The sequence below is a fragment of the Micromonospora sp. ATCC 39149 genome (assembly GCF_000158815.1).
GTDB lineage: Bacteria > Actinomycetota > Actinomycetes > Mycobacteriales > Micromonosporaceae > Micromonospora.
On sequence record NZ_GG657738.1, the window covers coordinates 1,062,720 to 1,080,264 of the forward strand.

The window sequence follows — 17,545 nt, forward strand, 5'->3', positions numbered from 1 at the left end:
GCGCTCAGCTGAGATCTCCGTCCGGCGGCCAGCGCCGGGAGCAGGCGTGCACGACATGCACGTGGTCGTCGACGACTCCTGCTTCAGTAACGGCCACGCGCCCGTGTCGTCGGCGCGTGAAATCGGACCCTGCTGCGACGTCTGAAATCGGACCCCTTTGCCTGGGTATGACCTTACTCAGTCGTTGGTCTTGGTAGCCGCAGGAACGCGGCCGAGGTCGCGGTCTTTGAGTCGGTAGCTGTCGCCCTTCATCGAGATGACTTCGGCGTGGTGGACGAGGCGGTCGATCATGGCTGCGGCGACGACGTCGTCGCCGAACACTTCGCCCCACCGGCCGAAGGGCTTGTTGGACGTGACTATCAGCGAGGCTCGTTCGTAGCGGTTGGACACGAGTTGGAAGAACAGGTTCGCGGCTTCGGCTTCGAAGGGGATGTAGCCGACCTCGTCGACGATCAGCAGCGGGATCCGGCCGAGCTTGACCAGCTCGTCCTGGAGACGGCCGGCGTGGTGGGCATCGGCGAGGCGGGACACCCACTGGGCGGCGGTGGCGAACGCGACCCGGTGTCCGGCCTGGCAGGCCCGGATCCCCAGGCCGATGGACAGGTGGGTCTTGCCCGTGCCAGGCGGGCCGAGGAACACCACGTTCTCCTTCGACGCCACGAAGTCGAGGGTGCCGAGGTGGGCGATCGTCTCCCGCTTCAACGACCGTTGGTGGTCGAAGTCGAACTCCTCCAGGCTCTTGCGGGCCGGGAACCTCGCCGCCCGGATGCGGCCCTCACCGCCATGAGCCTCACGGGCAGCGACCTCGCGTTGCAGGCAGGCGGCGAGGAACTCCTCATGCGTCCACGACTCCGCCCGGGCCCGCTCCGCCAGCCTCTCGACCGACGCCGCGAGGGACGGCGCCTTCAGGGCACGGGTGAGGAACGCGATCTCCGAGACGACGTTGCGGCTGGTCTTGGCGGCCATCACGCAGCCACCTCATCCAGGCCGAACAGGCGGTCGTAGTCACTCAACGGCCGCCGTTCGACCTGGCCGTCGACGGCGGCCGCCGGCTTGTGTTGCGCGGCGATACGCAAATCCGCGGCGGCCCGGCGGTGGACGGGATCGGTGATGCTCTGATGCTTGGCCCAGCAACGATCGTGCCGGGCCACCGCCCGACCATCACAGAACACCTCCACCCGATCGACATCGGCGGTGACCTCGACGCGGCGGCCGACCACCGACGGGTGCACCGAATAGTCGTTGCCGTCCAAGCGCACGTAATGATCACGAGGAAGGCGGGTGGTCTGCCGCCAGCCGACCACCGGCGCGACCGGTGGCAACGGCAACATCACCTGCCGGTCGGCGTCCCACCGCTGCACCGGCCGGCAGCCCAGCGTCCGGTGCTGGCGGTTGTTCGCCCGCACCAACCACTCAGTGAGTTGGGCGTTGAAGTCGGCCGGCGAGGAGAAGCGGCGTCCGGGCAGAAACGAGGTCTCCAGATAGCCGTTGGCCCGCTCCACCAGGCCCTTGGACTCCGGGTCCGCCGGCCGGCACTGGATCACCTTGATGCCGAGGGTGCCGCGGAAGGCGTTCATCGCCTCCGTCAGCTGCGGCCTGCCGGCCCGCCACTGACCGATGGCGGACTCGTTGTCCCACACCAACGCCTTGGGCACCCGTCCCCAGCCGGAGATCAACGTCCAGTGTCCGACCAGCAGGTCCGGTGACTGCCGCGACGGGATCATCACCGCCGACAGCCACCGCGAATAGCCGGACACCATCACCAACACCGGCGGCCGACCCACCTGCCCGAACCCCAACGGCACATCCGCCGGCGGGAACCACAGATCACACTGCGCCAACTCGCCCGGCAGATACTCCGTGCGCTGCGCCGGGTCCGGCGCCATGAACAACGGCCGCAACAGGCGCACCCGCTCCTTGAGCACGGTCAACGACCGCGTCCAACCGATCCTCTCCGCGATCACCGTGGCCGGCATCGACGGCCACTCCCGCAGCAACGCCCGGATCTGCGGCTCCACCGCGTCCACGATCGAACCCTTCGCCGGCCGCTGGTACTTCGGCGGCCCCTGCGCGGCCAACGCCCGCCGCACCGTGTTACGACCCACCCCAAGCGTGCGGGCGATCACCTTGATCGGCATCCCCTCAGCCCGATGAAGACGACGGATCTCCGCCCAGTTCTCCATGCTCAACACCCCTCCGATCCTCGAAGAGGGGTCCAGATTCACCCGCCGACCCGGGGTCCGATTTCACGCGTCGCCGACAGCCCGGCTGCTCGACTCGCGCCAGAGTGCCTGTCCGGCACCCTGGCGCCGGACACTCCACGTTCTCACTGGAACTCGCTAGCCACAGGTACCCGAGACATCCCTGACCGTGCTGCTCACGCTCCCGGCACGCTGGAGCCGTTCTGCCTGGCGAGGCCGGCGTAGCGGCGCGGTGGCATGCCCATGATGCGTTTGAACGCGGTGTTGAACGCGTGCTCGGACTCGTAGCCCAGGGAACCGGCGATCCGGGCGATGGTGTCGTCGCCGTGCTGAAGCCGCTCCGCGGCGAGCATCATCCGCCAGCGGGCCAGGTAGGCGATCGGAGTCTCGCCGGCGCGAGCACGGAAGCGCTCGGCGAACATGGAACGGGACATGCCGGCGAGCGTGGCGAGTCCCCGCACGGTCCAGGAGCGGCCCGGGTCGGCGTGCATCGCGGCGAGCGCGGCGTGCATCCGGGGGTCCGCGAGCGCGGCAAACCAGCCGACGTCGTCGCGGGCGGGCGTGGCCAGATAAAGGCGCAGGGCCTGGACCAGCATCATGCGCGCGAGTTGCTGCGCCATCAGGGCCGAGCCGGGACGTGGCTCGCGGAACTCCTCCATCATCAGCTCGATCGACCAGCGCAACCGGGCCCGGTCGTCGGAGGTCTTGACCAGCATCAGCGGCGGTAGGTTCCGCAGCAGCAGCTCGACGTGCGGGCTGCCGGCCTCGAAGCGGCTGCCGACCAGATAGACGTCCCCGCCGCCGTTGTAGGTAATGACCTCGCCGCTGCGATCGGGGTCGAGCACCGCGGAGGCGCGCACCGGCTCGACGTCCGGTGCGCTGCCGATGACGGCGGTACGGCCGGTGGGCAGCACGAAGCAGGAGCCCTCCGGAACCGGCACCGGCGCATCGCTGTCCATCGTCAGCCAACAGGAACCCTTGACGACCGCGTAGCACTTGATCCGGCCGGCCAGGTCGTCGAGCTCCAGCGCCCAGTCGCCACCGGCGTCGAATCCGGCAGTGATGTAGCTACGCGGCTTCAGCAGAGCCAGTACCTCGCTCAGCGGATCCAACATGCCTCCGGACGATCGCGAACAAAAGAAAGACTTTCAAGTATAGAAGGTACGGTTTGGGGCGGCCTAGATTCGGATCATGACAACGATCGGCTTCATCGGCAGCGGACGGATCGGCGGCGCGCTCGCGCACCTGGCCGTCGTCGCCGGACACGACATCGTGCTGAGCAACAGCCGCGGACCGGAGAGCTTGCGGGAGACCGCGACCCAGCTGGGGACCCGGGCCCGCGCGGCAACCACCACCGAGGCCGCAGCCGCCGGCGACCTGGTCGTCGTGGCCATCCCGATCCGCGCATACCGGCAGGTGCCGGTCGAACCGCTGCGCGGCCGGGTCGTTATCGACACACTCAACTACGACCCGGCACGCCAGGGTGCCGTCCCCGAGATCGAGGCCGGCGACACCCCGCCGCACCTTCTGTTGCAGGCACACCTGCGGGACGCGTACGTGGTCAAGGCGTTCAGCACCGTATTCTTCAAGCACCTGCCGCAGCTCGCCCGGCCGGCCGGCGCCCCTGACCGCAGCGCCGTGCCCATCGCGGGCGACCACGCGGCGGCCAAGGCGGCGGTCGCCGCCCTGATCGACTCACTCGGTTTCGATGCTTACGACGTTGGTCCGCTCGTCGAGAGCCGCCGGTTCGCGCCCGGCACTCCCGCGCAACTCGCCTATCTCGATCCGGACGGCATGTTCGCCGCGCCCGCCCGCCCCGCCTCCGCCGCCGATCTGGCCGCGCTCCTCGACAAGGCGAGCTGACCATGAAATCGGCGGTCACCGCGTACGGCGCAGCCCCGCGTTACCTGGAGTTTCCCGAGCCACAGCCGGCCGGCGAGCACGAGATCTCTCGTTGCGCTCGCGGGCCTTCGCGTCACATCGGGACGGTGCCGGCGTCATAGTCGATGCGCTTGTCCAGGTCGAGTCCGAATGTGCCATGCAGGGCGACGTTGCTCCAGAACAGCGGGGTCACGCCGCGTTTGTCAGGCTCCGTGATCAGGTTCTGCCAGGTCTGGTCATCGAGCACCTTGTCCACCAGACGCGTGTTGACCATCACAGGGGCTGACTGCAGCGGGCTGTCGCGCTGGCCCGGGCCGGCCGGCCGTTAGCGGGCGGTGTCGGCCGACGCGGGACACGCCGCTCAGGCCCATCTCACCCGCGGGGTGCGGGCGATGGCCGGTGTACCGCTCAGCGCCCTACTGCGATGACTCGACCCAGGCGAAGAGGTCCACGACGTGCCCGTCCGGGTCTCGCACCTGTGATAACGCTGCCCCCCACGGGGCGTCCCAGGGCGCCTTGACCGACGGGTGCCCGGCGGCGGCCAGGTCGCCGTGGGACCTGTCCGCCGCTACCGGGTCGGAGCAGAGGAACGCCCAGCCGCCGGAGGGCGACCCCGGCTGGTAGTCCGGGTCGAAGAACCGCAACGAGGCGTGCGTGTCCCACATGAGACGGATGCCGCCGGCGACGGTCGTCTCGGCGTGCGGCTCCTGCCGGGCACCGGCCGGGAACTCCAGGCCGAGCCGGCGGTAGAGGGAAAGGGACCGCACGCCAGCGACAGGCATCCGCTTCTGCCGCGAGTCACGCGCTACCCCACGGTCACGGCCCGTTTGGAGGACGACGCAGCTACTGAACACGGCTGTGACCAGGAGGTCCGAAGATCAGCCGCTTCGACGGTTGCCGTACTGGCGAGGACTCTGCACCGTGCCGGAACGGCCGTGGGCGCGGCTCGCGGTACCCCCGGTGTGGTTGGGGGTGGCCTTGCCCTTGGACCGGCGTGCCGCCCGGTTCTCGAAGGGCTGCGCCTGCTCCTCGGTTTCCGCCTCGACGTCAGCGGTGGGATCGGCGTCGCTGGCGGCGTCGGTCATCGGTGTCTCCTCGTGCTGGTCAGAACTGGGGCTATTCGCTGCGGATCTTGAAGCGCGGCCGCCGCGATACGCAGACGGTAGCGCGCAGGCCGGCCCGAGTCGGGACCGGCTGCCCGGATAGACCGTCCAGTCACGTCAGAACCCCCTCCGGGGTGACCCAACCACGACGCCGTCCAAGCGTCCGGATCTGCCGCGACGAGCGCGGCGGCTCGCCCCCAAGTCGGTTGGCGCCGAAAGAACGTGGGCGCGGCGATGCGGTCGGGCACCCGCCGAGACGACAGCGCGTTCATCGCTGGATCGCCACCGGGAAGTTCAGCACGCCGTTGAGCGATTGAGCAGTTGCCGCCGGTCGCCGCCGGCTACACCAAGCGATCGGTCAGAGCCCCGCCGAGACGCGCCTGGTGAGGCGGGTGCCTGACCGCGATGCTGAACGACAAGACCAGTCGAAAGAAAGCGGCCGGAGCCGTCGGCGAAGGCGAAAGCCGCGGCTGTGCTGCGCCCGGCACGGCGCGGATTTTTCGAGGGCTGCGGGTATGGCCGTCGGTAGATGTATCGCGGACCCACCCTGTTGCTTCGCCGCTGCTTTGGTCGCAGCTCGCCGGGCATGCGGTAGCTTTTACCCTTCGAACACCGATTAGCGGATCGGGCAGGGCCGAGTTCTTGTGGTCTTCGCGGGTTGGTTCGCGCGAGCGGTGACGAGGCCGTTGCCCTACATGGAGGCATGTCGTGAGTTCATACACCATCAGCATCGCCGCAGACGATCCCAGTCAGGCGACCACAACCGTGAGAGTCGAGTTCAACGGCGCGACCGCGCGTATCACCGAACTGCTGGTGCGCGCCGGTGAGGGGGACGGGTTGACCGCGGGCCAGATTCCCGCGGTCGATCTGGATCTGCTGCTGAAGGCGGTCACGGCTGCCGTCGGCGGCCAGCAGGCGCTAACCGTCTCGCCTGCCGCTCCGGCCGACGACGCGCCCGCTGGCGTGTCCGTTGACGAGGATCCCGCCGCCGACACCGACGCGGGCCTGCCTGTCGCCGCAACCACGTCCACCGCTGATCAACCGGCTACGACCACTCCGGTGCAGAGCGAGCCGACCGAGGTCGCTGTTCCCAGGCAGACGTCACGGGCGAAAGCACAGGCCGCCGGCGCGGCCCGGCCGCGTGGGCGGAAAGCCACCGGCGCCAAGGCCACCAACGCGGGGCGGAAAGCCACCAAACAGACCGCCAAGGGCCAGGCGTCCCCGGGAACGGGGCGGGTGTACCGGCGGTCACCGGATGATCTGGAGTCGGTGTACCAGCAGGCCGGCAGCCCGGCGGCGCTCGCCGATCACTACAACGTGCCCCGGCACACTGCCCAAGGATGGATCCGTACGCTGCGCCGCAGGCGAGCCACCTCCGCCGAGTAACGACCACACCGCAGGCACGTCGGACGGTTCATCCCGTTGTACGGGCGCGATTCCGGATGACCAAACCGATCGTCGGCTACCTGGCCGGCGGACGGCCGTTCGCCGGTTGACCGGCGATATGTAAGCACGGGCGAGGTCAGCGGTCGCGCCAGGCACCACGACCTTACAACGGGAGTGCCGCTGCACGACGACGGCCTTTCGACTGCCATCGGTCGCCGAGGTCGAAGCGGAGTCCCTCGCCCGAGAGCTGGACGGTGGGCCGTTCAGGTAGCCGTCGCCGTCGGCGATGTGCACGGCGAAGGCGTGGGTGGGGTGACCGAGTCCGATCTGCAGGCCGGCGGGTAGGTCAGTGGGTGATCGGCGTTGACGCCGGTGCGCCGGTCTACCGAGGACGGAGGTGCCCCGGTAGACCGGCGGTCGGCTCCAGGTCGTTGCGAGTGCCTCGGTCGGTGCGAGGCATGATGCGCGGATGGCCGGGTACAGCCCGGCGACCGCTCCGATCAACAAGGTGGCGGCCAGGCCGCCGCCGTTGTCACAGCAGGATCCTGACACACACGACGACGTGGTGCCTGGCCACGCGTAGCCGCCCGACCGATCGGCGGCAGGTGCGGACATCCCCGCGATGGCCGCCTCCTACACCACTCGGGCGGACGTGACCTGCGCCGCCACCGGACGGCACCGGCAGCCGCAGGTGTAAACCGATATCGAGCACGACCCGCGCGGCCCGCAGCAGCTGCGAGAACAGGTACCCCAATCGTGCACCCGGCTGCTCGTGGTGCCCGAGTTCGTTCATGAACCGCTCGGCGTACAGGGCCCAGCCCTCTTGGCAGCCGGAGAGCCCGCCGAGCAGGTTCAGCCGCTGCCCGAGGCCGCCCTGGCAGGCCTCGTAGCCGATCTGTAGGTGGTGGCCGGGAACGCCCTCGTGGTACGCAGTGCTTCAGGCCCACCAGGTGGGGAAGCTCTCCCGGCCCTCGGGCAGGAGCCACCAGACACGGCCTGGCCGCGTTAGGTCCTGCGACGGCCCGGTATAGGCGATGCCGCCCGACACGGTCAACCGGGACTCGATGGGCCGCAGCGGCGCGGGGATGTCAAAGTGCACGCCGTCCAACTGCTCGATGGTGGTTTCCAACAACTCCTGCAGCCACGCACCGAACGCCGCTCGACCCGTCGTCCGGTTTCCTCCGGAGCCTTGTCATCGGTGACGATGGCGAACACGCCGGCCGGCACGCCGTCGAGGGTCGCTACCCGTGACGCGGCGGCCAGCAGGCTGGCCTTGCTCGCTTCGGTGATGAAGAAGGTATATGCGTCGCCGAGTTGCTCGCCGTCGTCGTACACCTCGATCGCGCCTTCGTCTTCCAAGTCGCTCAGGAAGTCCTCGACCTGATCGATCCATGGATACGCATAGTCGTCCAGCTCAAGATCCGGAGCTGGCACCAACGGAATGTGGATCTCGACGATGTTGGCCATGACGACATGATCTCCAAGGCGGAGGCGAAAGCGAAGCGGCTCGGAAGCAGGGCTGCCAGCCGCGCAGGCAGCGGCATGACAGTGCACTTGATCTCGGCGTTCCGCCTGGGTGCTTCCAGGATCACCTGCATGGAGGTGGCTGGGGCGTCTACGTCGATTGGCGTGCTGTGGCAGGCATCTGGCTATGCGTTCCAGTTCTGTTGTGCCGCCCAGGCACGGACGGTGGTCGACCCGCGGACGATGAGCGTGGGGTCCGGGGGCGGTGTCGGGTTGAGGTACGCGGCAGCGATGCCCGCTGCGGTCGCTTGCCCGAGGTGTGGTGCGAGCATCCGGGCGTAGTCGTGCGGTTCGATCGATTGCCAGCGGACGCGGCGGCCGGTCGCGGCCTCGATCTCGGCGGCGACCTGCGGGCCGGTCAGGGCGGATGGGCCGGCCACGAGTCGCGCGGGTGCGGGCGTCGTCGCGACGGCGAGGTCGGTAATGACCGCACCGAGGTCATCGGCGGCCACCCACGGGTTCGGCAACTGCTCGGGTAGTGGGTAGCGCAGCTCGCCCTGATCGAGCACCAGCGGCCGTGACCAGGCGGCCACCAGGTTCTCCAGATAGGTGCTGGCCGGCCCGACCACCGACGCCACCGGCACCGTGTCGGGCAGGCGGGCGGCGAGGCGGGCCCTGGCGTCGACGAACGGCACCCCGACCGGGTCGGTCGGGGGAACACCGCCGCCGGTGTTGAAGATTGCGCGGGGGACGCCGGCCTGCGCGAGTGCGGCGAGGATCGTGTCGGCCTGGCGGACCGCGTCGGCGGCGAAGTTCAGCGGCAGTTGGATGACGACCACGTCGGCGCCGGCGTACGCCGTGACGAGCGAGTCGAGATCGAGCAGATCCGCGGGGAAAGGCTCGACGGCGGGGCCAGCGCCGGCCTGGGGATGCCGGGCGACGGTTCGGATCCGGTGCCCGGCCGCCTGCAGGCGGCGAACGATTGCGGTGCCCTGGGTTCCGGTGGCGCCGTGGACGACGACGGTGGTTTCGTGCATGGGACCGACCGTAGTTCTCTGAATGAACTAGTACCCAGAAGGTTATATTGTTTCCTGATGGGAACCATTGGGCCAGAGCAGCTGGAACGCTTGATCAGCCGACCGGTCGGTCCCGGCTGCGGGGTGGAACGGACGTTGCAGGTCCTCGACGGCAAGTGGGCCACCCTGGTGGTCCGCGAGTTGCTGAACGGGCCGAAACGCTTCGGTGAAGTGCGGGCCGGGCTGGGAAACCCCAGCGCGAAGACCCTCACCGACCGGCTACGGGCGCTGGAGCACCAGGGGATCCTCACCCGCACCGTCCACGCCGAGGTGCCGCCCCGGGTGGTGTACGCCCTGACCGAGCAGGGCCGCAGCCTCAGCGGCATCCTTCATGCCATGTTGGTGTGGGGCGAAGCCAACCCCGAGCCCGGGGCTTGAGCACGGCGGCGGCGCGCAACCGAACCACCGAGGCGCATCCGGCGGGCAGCCCCATCAACACCCGCGAGCCGTCGTCCCCAGGCGGCATCCGATCTTCGACAATTCAAGACACTGAACGGGAACGCGCCCGTCGACGTGCGATGACAGTGACGACTCGGGTGGGCAGGCCGGCTGTCAGCAGGCCGTTCGGCGCTACCGGCCTGCCGCTGGCTGCCGTTCGTGCGTGACAGCGACCAATACGATGGAGGAGTGACCGAGTCGGACCTGCGCCCTGCCAAGAAGCCGTGGTTGCCTCCCCGTTGGTTCATTCGGCTGTTCTGGTCGGCTCATCGGGGCGTGTTCCGGCGTTCCGGCGGCCGGGTCGGACTGTCGCGTCCGCGCGGTAACCGGTACGGAATGCTGCGCCTGACCACCGTCGGGCGTCGCACCGGCCAGCAGCGCAGCGTGATCCTCGGGTACTTCGAGGACGGCGCGAATCTGGTCTCGCTGGCCATGAACGGGTGGGGCGAGCCCGAGCCGGCCTGGTGGCTCAATCTGCAGGCGCACCCGGACGCGACCGTTGACCTGGTCGACGGGCCGCGGCCGGTGCGTGGTCATGCTGCGACAGGCGACGAACGGTCGCGGCTGTGGGCCCGCTGGCGTGAGATCGACAAGAACCTGGATGGCTACGCTGCCCGGCGCTCGTCCGAAACTGCGGTGGTGGTCCTGGTGCCCCGGCCCGACACGTCTGAGGCATCGCGGGGCACCTGATCGACTGGCTTTGCCCGATGGGCTGATCAATCACGTGTTCATGGACTGCGACTGCCGCGCCGAGGTCGACCGTAACGCCAGGTAGCGAGCTGGTTGCGGCAGATCCGCACCCCCCGGCCTTGACCGATCGGGTGCCTACGACGTGCGGTCAGAGTCCGCGCATGCGGAATGACATCGTTCTGCGGCTCGACCGCGAAACCGTCGAAGATCTGTACGTCGCGTTGTACGAGGCCGGAGAGCACATCGCGGCTGGCGTAGCCATCACTTCGCCAACCGCCGAGGAGGCCGAGCGGCTGGGCACTCTCCTTCGGGACCTGGGCCACGCCCTTGGCCGTCGTTGCTCTCCGTACTGCGACCATCTTCAGTCGGCAGGGGTCACGCGTGTTCAGTGGCAGAAGCGGATGGTGGCCCAAGCGCTGGACGGCGTTCAGGTCACGTTGCTACGGGCTACGGCAAAGCACAGGACGGCCACGATCAGTGCGTACGGGCCCCAAAGGTACCGCTCCCAGGTGCTTGAGGAGGCGACGTTCATCAACGCGCCGAGAAGCAGGAGTCCGAAGAGGATCCATGTGCCCCAGCGGGCCACGGCCTCGGGCATGGCGAGCATTCCGAACCCGGCCCGACGAATCACGAGCATCGCGGCGCCGGCCCAGACGAGAACGGCCAGGGCGCTGGCGATCCTCAACCGGTGGGGCAACGAGCCGGTGTGGGTGCCGCCCCACGCGGCTTGCCCCAATGGCGCTCCCAGCGCGAGGGCCAGTTGGAACAGTGCGATGCCGACCAGCCCGACGACTGCCGCCGTCGCCGTGGCCCGCACCAGGGTCAAGTTCGCTGTTGTGGTGATCATTGTGGGTGCTCCCGCCGTGAGAGTTCGATGTGATCGAGTGCAGCGAGGCATTCGTCTGCCCAGGCGATCACCGCATGGGCATGGTGGCGTCCCGCTGAGATGGTGAGTTGCCAGAAGGGCGCATCGTCGGCGTGCTGCGGCTCGCCGGCGATTTGGGCGTCGAGGTCGTCGAATTGGCGCAGCCGTTGTTGTGCGTCGGCCTTGGCGTTGGTGGTGAGTGCCCGGCATGCCTCGACTCCCAGGGTGCGACCGAAGAACAGGCGCAGGAGCAGACCGTTGCGTGCGGGCACTGCCTGGATCGGCTGGGTGAGCAGCTCACGAAGCCGGCGGGTCCCCGACGGGGTGAGGGCGTACGTCGACGAGCCGCGCTTGACTGATCCGCTGCGGCGGACGAACCCGTGGCGCTCCAGGTCGGCGAGCGCCGGGTATATCTGCCCGAAGCTTTCGTTCCAGAAGTGGCCGAGAACGTCGCGGATTGCCTCTCTCAGCGCGTAGCCGGTCATCGGCTCGATGCTCAGCGCGCCGAGCACGGCCATGTCGGTCTGGCTGGAACGTGCCATCGCCCGCCTCCTCTCCCCTGTCTGGCTATCTGTCAGATATATCTACTAGATAGGTAACGTCGCGTCAAGGATCCCCGCCACGGCCAGGCTGGTCGTGAGCGACTACTTGATCATGGTCCTGGGTGGATCGACCATCGCGTCGGTCGGCCGCCGCGCCGGGCGGTAGACCACGGCAAACGGTGTCACCGGCGTTACGATCTCAGCGAAACATGGACACTCTCGTAGGATCGGACACCCTGCCGTCGGCAGTTCCGGGCGCGCCTGCGGCGCGCCGTCCGCAGCTACTCTGCGTGACGCACCGATCGCGGCAGATCCGGAAGTCCGGCCCTTGAGGGGCGGTCATCCTACGAGCCGGCGACACGCCCCCCGGCTGTGCGGCAGTCCGGCTTGTTTGAACACGAGTCCGCAGCTGCCGTTCGTCGGGTCCCAGAGTTCGTCGTTGCTGACCAGTGCCCGAAGCAGTGCACGCTGCGCTCCGGTGAGGGGCCGGTGTGCGGCGTACCGCTGGGGGAAGGCGAAGCGGACCAGTGCCCCCCAGCCGTCGTCGAAGCCGGCCCAACTGTCCCGACCGGCCACCTGGCAAGCAGCCGTGGCGATTTCGTCGAAGTCGCGGGCGATGCGGATCGCTGCGGCGACGAGCGCGCACTGGTGCAGTCCCGGAGGCGGTGGCTGGGCTAGTGCGGCCAGGATAAGTTTACGACTGCGCGGATCGTCCTCATGGGCCAACGCGACCCTGAGACGGACCGCCGGGTCCGGGTCGGCGAGCCAATCGCGGAGGTCAACACCGAGCTGACCGAGGCAGTCCATCCACTGCGCCCGCGGCCCAGTGCCTCGTTCCGACCACTCCAGAACGAGAACCGCCAGTTCCTCTCGCCGGTCCACCAGCGACGGCATACGGGCAATCGCGACAAGATTCTCGGTGCGGAACAGCGCCCGGTCCGGCGGAGAAGCCTCGAGCAGCGCAAGCGCCACAGGGTATGCCTGTGCCACGGCGTCGGCGAGGTCCGGCAGTATCCCGGCGAAGTAGCGGTTGTCGGCGAGGTTGACCACGCTCATGGCCGCGTCGCCCAGGAACTCCAGGAGCGGTTCGACGCTGTCCGGGTGGGCCTGTCCACCGGCGAACAGGGCAGTCACGGCCCGCACCGCCGGCGCGGTCGCAGTATCCGGGAAGCCCTGGTGCAGCACCGCCATGTCGAGGTGATCCAGCGCGGCCTGGCGTGCCTCGGCATCACCGGACTCCAGCGCGGCCAGGTGGCCCGGGGTGTCGGTCGCCCAGCCGTACGCGTGCGCAAGCCGACCCCAGTCCACCGTCACCACCACATCCTGCACACAGCCCCCCGGCCGATCGACAGTAGGCTCCCGGCTCCCGCCGGATGCACGTCGTCGAACAGCCACCGACCACCGCCGCTTGGCGGCAGCACGGCCAGGGCCTGGCATGAAACCATGTCCCAGGTGCCGGTTCTCGTTCGGAGAGGATCTTGACCGAGGCGCCATCGCGACACTCTGTAATCGGGCCTGTACGCCGACAGGCCCAGCCACAGATCAGCCAGGACCGCCCACCGGGGGAAGGCGATCGTGGCCCAGGTGATCGCGGCGATGCCGCTGACCTGCCCGGTCAGAGTGCGGTGGTAGCTGGGTTCGGGGAGGAAGGGCACGCCGGCGTCGGTGGTGAGCAGGTCGCCGGTGAGGTCGAGGGCTTCGGCCCCCTGTGGCGACGACGGCGGTCATGGCGGGGGCGATCCCGTAGGCCTCACCGTGGGCCCACACCGCGCTGTTCGCCCGGTTGAGCACGTCGGCCGGCCCGCAGATCGCTCACCATGCGAGAGCGCGAGAACCGCATCACCGGTCTGTGCGTCGAGGTTCCCGGTCGTCGGCGAGGGCGGCGAGCCCCACCCGATCGAGCAGCTCGCCTGCCCGCGAGCAGCGCTGTTTCGCGGGGACGCTCCGGCGCAGCTCCGTCAGAAGCATGACGTTCCCGACCACGGTCAGCGTCGGCGGCGGTTGAAAGAACGGGAACACAACGCCGACGGTCCTGGCCACGCCAGGCTGCCACCCGGTCCTCGGTGAGATCGCCCAGTTTCCGTTCCCGCGACTTCGACGCTGCCCGAGATCCCTCAGCTGTGGCGGGGCCGCAGGCTCTTGTGCTTGCGGCCCCGCTCGGGCGTTGGGGTCAGGACGGGTCGCCGTACTGGAGGCCGCGTCCATTGGTGCCGACATAGACGCGGCCGTAGGTGTCGGGGTCGCCGGCGATGACGCCGACGCCGCCGATGCTGCCCCACTGGTGGGCGTCGTCGTTGACGCGGAGCCAGGTGGCGCCCTTGTCGGTGGAGCGGAAGACACCGGTGACGTTCCTGACGGTGCCGATCAGGTACAGGGACTGGTAGGCGCCGCCCAGCGCGGCCTTGCCGAAGCCGAGGGCGGAGGCGGACTGCACCGTTCCGAGCGCGGTGAAGGTGCGGCCGCCGTCGGTGGAGTGCAGCAGCCCCTTGGCACCGTCGGCGATCCACAGGTCCCCGGCGATGCCGGGGACGGCCGTGAGCCGGCCGGCGGGCAGGTTGGTGGCGCGGGCGGCGAAGGTCGCGCCACCGTCGGTGCTGGCGTAGAGCGTGCCGCCGGCCAGCGAGTAGAAGGTCTTGGCCGAGGATCGGTCGGCGACGACCACGGCTCCAGCGCCCAGGCCCCTGACCTTCGACCAGCTCGCCCCCTTGTTGGTCGAGCGGTACGGGATTTGACCGGCTTGGGTCCAGACGATGGCGGAGCCGTCCGCCGCGAGCGCGACATGGCCGCTGTCGGCGCCAGCCACCGGCTCCGCCGCGAAGCCCTTCCAGCTGCGGCCGCCGTCGGTGGAATAGGCACCGTCCTGCGCGCCGCCACGGCCGACGCGGACCATCGCCGTGGGGTTGGACTGGGCGAAATCGATGTCCGTGCTGTTGCCCATCACCGGGTTCTGCAGCCGCCCGGCGGGCACCTCGGTCAGGGAGTCGTGGCGGAAACCGCCTTGGTCGCCCATGGCGGTGACGACGGTGGCGCCGCCGGGTGGGGCGATCGCGTCCAGCAGCGCGGTCTCCTCCAGCCCTCGGGCTCCCACGGTCCAGTGGCTGGTGCCGCCGCTGTCGGAGGCGTTGGCGTCCTTGCTGCGCCAGATGCCGTTGCCGGTGCCGTACAGCACGTGCCCGGAGTCGAAGGGGTCGATGGCCAGGGCGGTCATCCAGTGCCCGGTGCCGGTACCGACGTAAGGAGCGGCGGAGGCGTCCCGCACCGACTTGTCGGCCAGCGCCTTCCACGTCGTGCCGCCGTCGGTGGTCCGGTAGATCTCGTCCTCGGGCCACCAGCGGTCGAGGGTGGTGACCATCACCGTGGACGGCTTCTGCGGATCGACGGCCAGCCCGGAGAACCCGTAACTGCCCTTGGACGGGGAGACGTTCTTCCACCTTCCGTCGGCCGGCGTGTACTTCCACACCGAACCCGCCGTCACGCCGTTCGGTCCGAGGGCGTTGGTGTACGTCAGGTACAGCGAGCCGTCACCGGAGAGCACCCCGTGCTGCGGCAGCTGGCCGGTGGGCTGCCCGGAGACGGCATGCCAGGTGCTGCCGCCGTCGGTGGAGCGGTACAGGGAGGTGGACTTGTCGCCGACGCCGACGTAGATTGTCTTGCTTCCGGCCGGGCCGTACGTCACGAAGGAGATGCCCCCGCCGCTGCTCGCCCCGTCCTTGACGGGGAACGAGAAGACCTGCCGCCATGTCACGCCGTAGTCCGTGCTGCGCCACAGGCCGTTCTTGCGGGTGCCCAGCAGCAGGGTGCCGTTGTCCGCGGGGTCGACCACCAGCCGCTCGCCCGCCCCGCGGCCGTCCTCGTTGGCGCCCAGCTTGAAGGGCAGATCGGTGCGCTGGAAGGTGCGGCCACGGTCGGTGGAGCGCAGGATCGCGCCGTTGCCCGCCCAGCTGTTGGTGTAGGTGCCCGCCGCGAGGTAGAGCCGGGCGGGGTCGACGGGGTCGGTGGCCAGCGAATCGATGCCCAGCAGGTTCCAGTCCTTCTCGCCGACCCAGTCGGTCAGCGGGATCCACTGCTCGGCCGCGACGTCCCAGCGGTAGGCGCCGCCCATGTCGGTGCGCGCGTACAGCAGGTCCTTCGCACGCGGGTTGAACACCAGCCCGGTGACGTAACCGCCGCCCACCACTTGGACGTTCTTCCACACGTACGGTCCGGCCGCGGCCGTGGTCTGCGCCCCGCCGGGCCCGGCCGCCTGGGTCTCGGTTATTTTCACCAGCTTCCACTGCTGGTTGGTGCTGCCCTTGCCGGGATACTGGATGACTGCCGCGCCGTCGGCCGTGGAGCCTCCGAAGACGTCCAGGACCTGGCCGCTCCTGCGGGAGGTGAAGGTGACGGCGTCGGAACCGTTCACATCCTCGATCCGCCACTCCTGCGAGGTGGAGGAGCTGTCGGTCTGCTGCTCAGCGGCAGCTGCCTGGGCGGTCGAATCGCCCGCTATGCCCAGCACTTTGCCGCTGTTGCGGTTCACCAGCTCGTAGTAGCCGTCCCCGGTGGGTCTCAGCCTCCACTGCTGGTTGGCGGTGTTCTGGTCGGTCCACTGCTGGATGCGGGTGCCGTCGGCGGTGGAGAAGGCGTTGACGTCCATTGCCTTGCCGCTGCGCACGGAAATCAGCCGGTAGTAGGCATCGCCGTCGACCGTCGCGGCCTGCGAGTCCGGCCCGAACAGGACGTACGGCACGAGGACGGCGGGTACGCCGAGCAGCAGGCCGGTGGCGGTCCAGCGACGGCGGTGACTCCGGCGGTGACGCCAGCGGCGCCCGCCGCTCGTGGGACTCTTCATAAGAGGTGTTCTCCTTGCATGCCGTTCACCAGAGGAAGTCAGATCCAGCTACCGGAGTAGCCGGGTCTGACTTCTTGTGGTCACAGGCCCCGCAAAGGTTGCCTTGAGCCGGGAACTTTTTTCAAATCGCCTCGTGGTGCCGTAGGCGTTGATCAGCGGCCGGATGACGCTGGTGCCCTTGGTGTCCACCCGCCCCGGCAGGTGGCCCAGAGAATCCGCGACAACTGCTGACCTGGGCGAACACGCGCCAGCGGGGGGGTGGTCAAGCATGCTCAACCACAGCTACGTCCACGTCGAACATATGGGACATACTCGTGTACGAGGCCCGAGTTGAACCACAACTACACTTGCCGCCGCTCGCGAGGTGTTCTCGGAGCACGGCCTCGACGTATCGATGCGGCAAACCGCGCGGCACGCCGGCGTCAGTGAATCGACGCTTCGCCGACCGGGATGAGTTGATCGCAGCCGTCTTCGAGAACAAGATCGTGCTGTATGCCGAGGTTGCCGAGGCGGCCCTGAAGGACCCCGATCCGTGGGCGGGGCTTCACCGGCTTTCGCGCCGGCTGGCCCGGGCTCAGCTTGTCGACAGAGGATTCGCCGATGTTCTGACCAGGACGTTCCCGGCTTCCTTGGAATATGAGCAGAACCGGCTGCGCGCGTGGGACGCCGCCGGGAAACTGATCGTCAGGGCCAAGGCCGCCGCCGGGCTGCGCGCGGATTTCGTGGCCGAGGACATCGTGATGCTGCTGCTGGCACACGCGGGCGTCGTCGCGGGCTCCGGCCGGGTCGCCGCCATCAGAACACGACCCGCACGATCATGGAGGGTCTGCGGACCGGATCGACCGACAACGTCATCCATACCACCCAGATCTCCCCCGACTACGTGCGCACAGAGCTTGCCGACGGCATGGCGCCGGACGTCCCGACAGCGGATTCGGACCGGGATGCGGAAGTTCGGACCCGACCCGGTCGCGGTCGCCCGCGCGGTGTGCTTCGCCGTCGAGTGGCCGGACGACGTCGCGGTCGGCTCGCTCGTCATCCGCCCGACCGTGCAGAGCTGACGCCGGG

19 protein-coding genes and 2 pseudogenes are annotated in these 17,545 nt (G+C 69.1%); 7 read left to right on the forward strand and 14 right to left on the reverse strand.

What is annotated here, in order from left to right:
* Window positions 1-177 precede the first annotated feature (177 nt).
* From istB to MCAG_RS04330, 3 genes are all read right to left on the reverse strand, one after another.
* The gene (istB, locus tag MCAG_RS04320) at window positions 178-966 is read right to left on the reverse strand and encodes an IS21-like element helper ATPase IstB (protein ID WP_036372296.1); all 789 of its coding nucleotides are present in this window, start codon (window positions 964-966) and stop codon (window positions 178-180) included.
* Window positions 966-2,192: an IS21 family transposase gene (istA, locus tag MCAG_RS04325; RefSeq protein WP_007071708.1), complete on the reverse strand. Its 1,227-nt coding sequence runs from the start codon at window positions 2,190-2,192 to the stop codon at window positions 966-968. Before istA ends, istB begins: the two co-directional genes overlap by 1 nt.
* Before the next feature lie 185 nt (window positions 2,193-2,377).
* On the reverse strand, window positions 2,378-3,316 hold the full coding sequence (locus MCAG_RS04330; RefSeq protein WP_007071751.1) for an AraC family transcriptional regulator: 939 nt from the start codon (window positions 3,314-3,316) through the stop codon (window positions 2,378-2,380).
* 76 nt (window positions 3,317-3,392) lie between these two features.
* On the opposite strand from MCAG_RS04330, the gene MCAG_RS04335 reads away from it, so the two are divergent.
* Window positions 3,393-4,064 carry an NADPH-dependent F420 reductase gene (locus MCAG_RS04335; RefSeq protein WP_007071752.1) on the forward strand — a complete coding sequence of 224 codons (672 nt, stop codon included), beginning with the start codon at window positions 3,393-3,395 and terminating at the stop codon, window positions 4,062-4,064.
* 112 nt (window positions 4,065-4,176) lie between these two features.
* Here the strand turns inward: MCAG_RS04335 and MCAG_RS04340 are convergent, their stop codons facing one another.
* A complete protein-coding gene (locus MCAG_RS04340; RefSeq protein ID WP_007071753.1) occupies window positions 4,177-4,359 on the reverse strand; it encodes a hypothetical protein in 183 nt (60 codons plus the stop codon).
* Window positions 4,360-4,368: 9 nt separating this feature from the next.
* On the opposite strand from MCAG_RS04340, the pseudogene MCAG_RS34400 reads away from it, so the two are divergent.
* A pseudogene (locus MCAG_RS34400) lies at window positions 4,369-4,510 on the forward strand (AraC family transcriptional regulator); the annotation flags it as partial.
* Here MCAG_RS34400 and MCAG_RS04345 read toward each other — a convergent pair.
* Both MCAG_RS04345 and MCAG_RS04350 read right to left on the reverse strand, forming a co-directional pair.
* On the reverse strand, window positions 4,499-4,849 hold the full coding sequence (locus MCAG_RS04345) for a VOC family protein (RefSeq protein ID WP_369751299.1): 351 nt from the start codon (window positions 4,847-4,849) through the stop codon (window positions 4,499-4,501). The pseudogene MCAG_RS34400 and the gene MCAG_RS04345 sit on opposite strands and share 12 nt — an antisense overlap.
* A gap of 111 nt (window positions 4,850-4,960) precedes the next feature.
* Complete coding sequence (locus tag MCAG_RS04350) at window positions 4,961-5,167, reverse strand: hypothetical protein (RefSeq protein ID WP_007071755.1); 207 nt, start codon at window positions 5,165-5,167, stop codon at window positions 4,961-4,963.
* 831 nt (window positions 5,168-5,998) lie between these two features.
* Here MCAG_RS04350 and MCAG_RS04355 point away from each other — a divergent pair.
* Complete coding sequence (locus MCAG_RS04355) at window positions 5,999-6,571, forward strand: hypothetical protein (RefSeq protein ID WP_232290075.1); 573 nt, start codon at window positions 5,999-6,001, stop codon at window positions 6,569-6,571.
* Window positions 6,572-7,103: 532 nt separating this feature from the next.
* On the opposite strand, the pseudogene MCAG_RS04360 reads toward MCAG_RS04355, so the two are convergent.
* The 3 genes and pseudogenes from MCAG_RS04360 to MCAG_RS04365 form a co-directional block, all read right to left on the reverse strand.
* Window positions 7,104-7,703, reverse strand: a pseudogene (locus MCAG_RS04360) (DUF885 family protein).
* Window positions 7,622-8,038 (reverse strand): hypothetical protein, encoded by a 417-nt coding sequence (locus MCAG_RS30350; RefSeq protein ID WP_007071757.1) that lies wholly within the window; start codon window positions 8,036-8,038, stop codon window positions 7,622-7,624. The pseudogene MCAG_RS04360 and the gene MCAG_RS30350 overlap by 82 nt, the downstream one beginning before the upstream one ends.
* 182 nt (window positions 8,039-8,220) lie before the next feature.
* Window positions 8,221-9,072 carry an SDR family oxidoreductase gene (locus MCAG_RS04365; RefSeq protein WP_007071759.1) on the reverse strand — a complete coding sequence of 284 codons (852 nt, stop codon included), beginning with the start codon at window positions 9,070-9,072 and terminating at the stop codon, window positions 8,221-8,223.
* A gap of 57 nt (window positions 9,073-9,129) precedes the next feature.
* Between MCAG_RS04365 and MCAG_RS04370 the strand changes: the two genes are divergently transcribed.
* Window positions 9,130-9,489: a helix-turn-helix domain-containing protein gene (locus tag MCAG_RS04370; protein ID WP_050777854.1), complete on the forward strand. Its 360-nt coding sequence runs from the start codon at window positions 9,130-9,132 to the stop codon at window positions 9,487-9,489.
* A gap of 219 nt (window positions 9,490-9,708) precedes the next feature.
* Window positions 9,709-10,239 carry a nitroreductase/quinone reductase family protein gene (locus MCAG_RS04375; RefSeq protein WP_232290076.1) on the forward strand — a complete coding sequence of 177 codons (531 nt, stop codon included), beginning with the start codon at window positions 9,709-9,711 and terminating at the stop codon, window positions 10,237-10,239.
* A gap of 427 nt (window positions 10,240-10,666) precedes the next feature.
* Here the strand turns inward: MCAG_RS04375 and MCAG_RS32150 are convergent, their stop codons facing one another.
* From MCAG_RS32150 to MCAG_RS04405, 5 genes are all read right to left on the reverse strand, one after another.
* Window positions 10,667-11,065 carry a hypothetical protein gene (locus MCAG_RS32150; RefSeq protein WP_157547873.1) on the reverse strand — a complete coding sequence of 133 codons (399 nt, stop codon included), beginning with the start codon at window positions 11,063-11,065 and terminating at the stop codon, window positions 10,667-10,669.
* A 17-nt stretch (window positions 11,066-11,082) separates the two neighbouring features.
* Complete coding sequence (locus tag MCAG_RS04385; protein WP_007071762.1) at window positions 11,083-11,646, reverse strand: PadR family transcriptional regulator; 564 nt, start codon at window positions 11,644-11,646, stop codon at window positions 11,083-11,085.
* A gap of 339 nt (window positions 11,647-11,985) precedes the next feature.
* Window positions 11,986-12,963: a hypothetical protein gene (locus MCAG_RS04390; protein WP_232290077.1), complete on the reverse strand. Its 978-nt coding sequence runs from the start codon at window positions 12,961-12,963 to the stop codon at window positions 11,986-11,988.
* A 522-nt stretch (window positions 12,964-13,485) separates the two neighbouring features.
* Window positions 13,486-13,686, reverse strand: coding sequence for a hypothetical protein (locus MCAG_RS04400; protein WP_036372318.1), 201 nt, complete (start codon window positions 13,684-13,686; stop codon window positions 13,486-13,488).
* A gap of 130 nt (window positions 13,687-13,816) precedes the next feature.
* Window positions 13,817-16,477, reverse strand: a complete 2,661-nt coding sequence (locus tag MCAG_RS04405; protein ID WP_036372321.1) for an RICIN domain-containing protein — start codon at window positions 16,475-16,477, stop codon at window positions 13,817-13,819.
* A 364-nt stretch (window positions 16,478-16,841) separates the two neighbouring features.
* Between MCAG_RS04405 and MCAG_RS36095 the strand changes: the two genes are divergently transcribed.
* The gene (locus MCAG_RS36095; protein WP_083802183.1) at window positions 16,842-16,931 is read left to right on the forward strand and encodes a TetR family transcriptional regulator; all 90 of its coding nucleotides are present in this window, start codon (window positions 16,842-16,844) and stop codon (window positions 16,929-16,931) included.
* A complete protein-coding gene (locus tag MCAG_RS32155; protein ID WP_157547874.1) occupies window positions 16,903-17,538 on the forward strand; it encodes a TetR/AcrR family transcriptional regulator in 636 nt (211 codons plus the stop codon). Before MCAG_RS36095 ends, MCAG_RS32155 begins: the two co-directional genes overlap by 29 nt.
* Window positions 17,539-17,545: the final 7 nt, after the last annotated feature.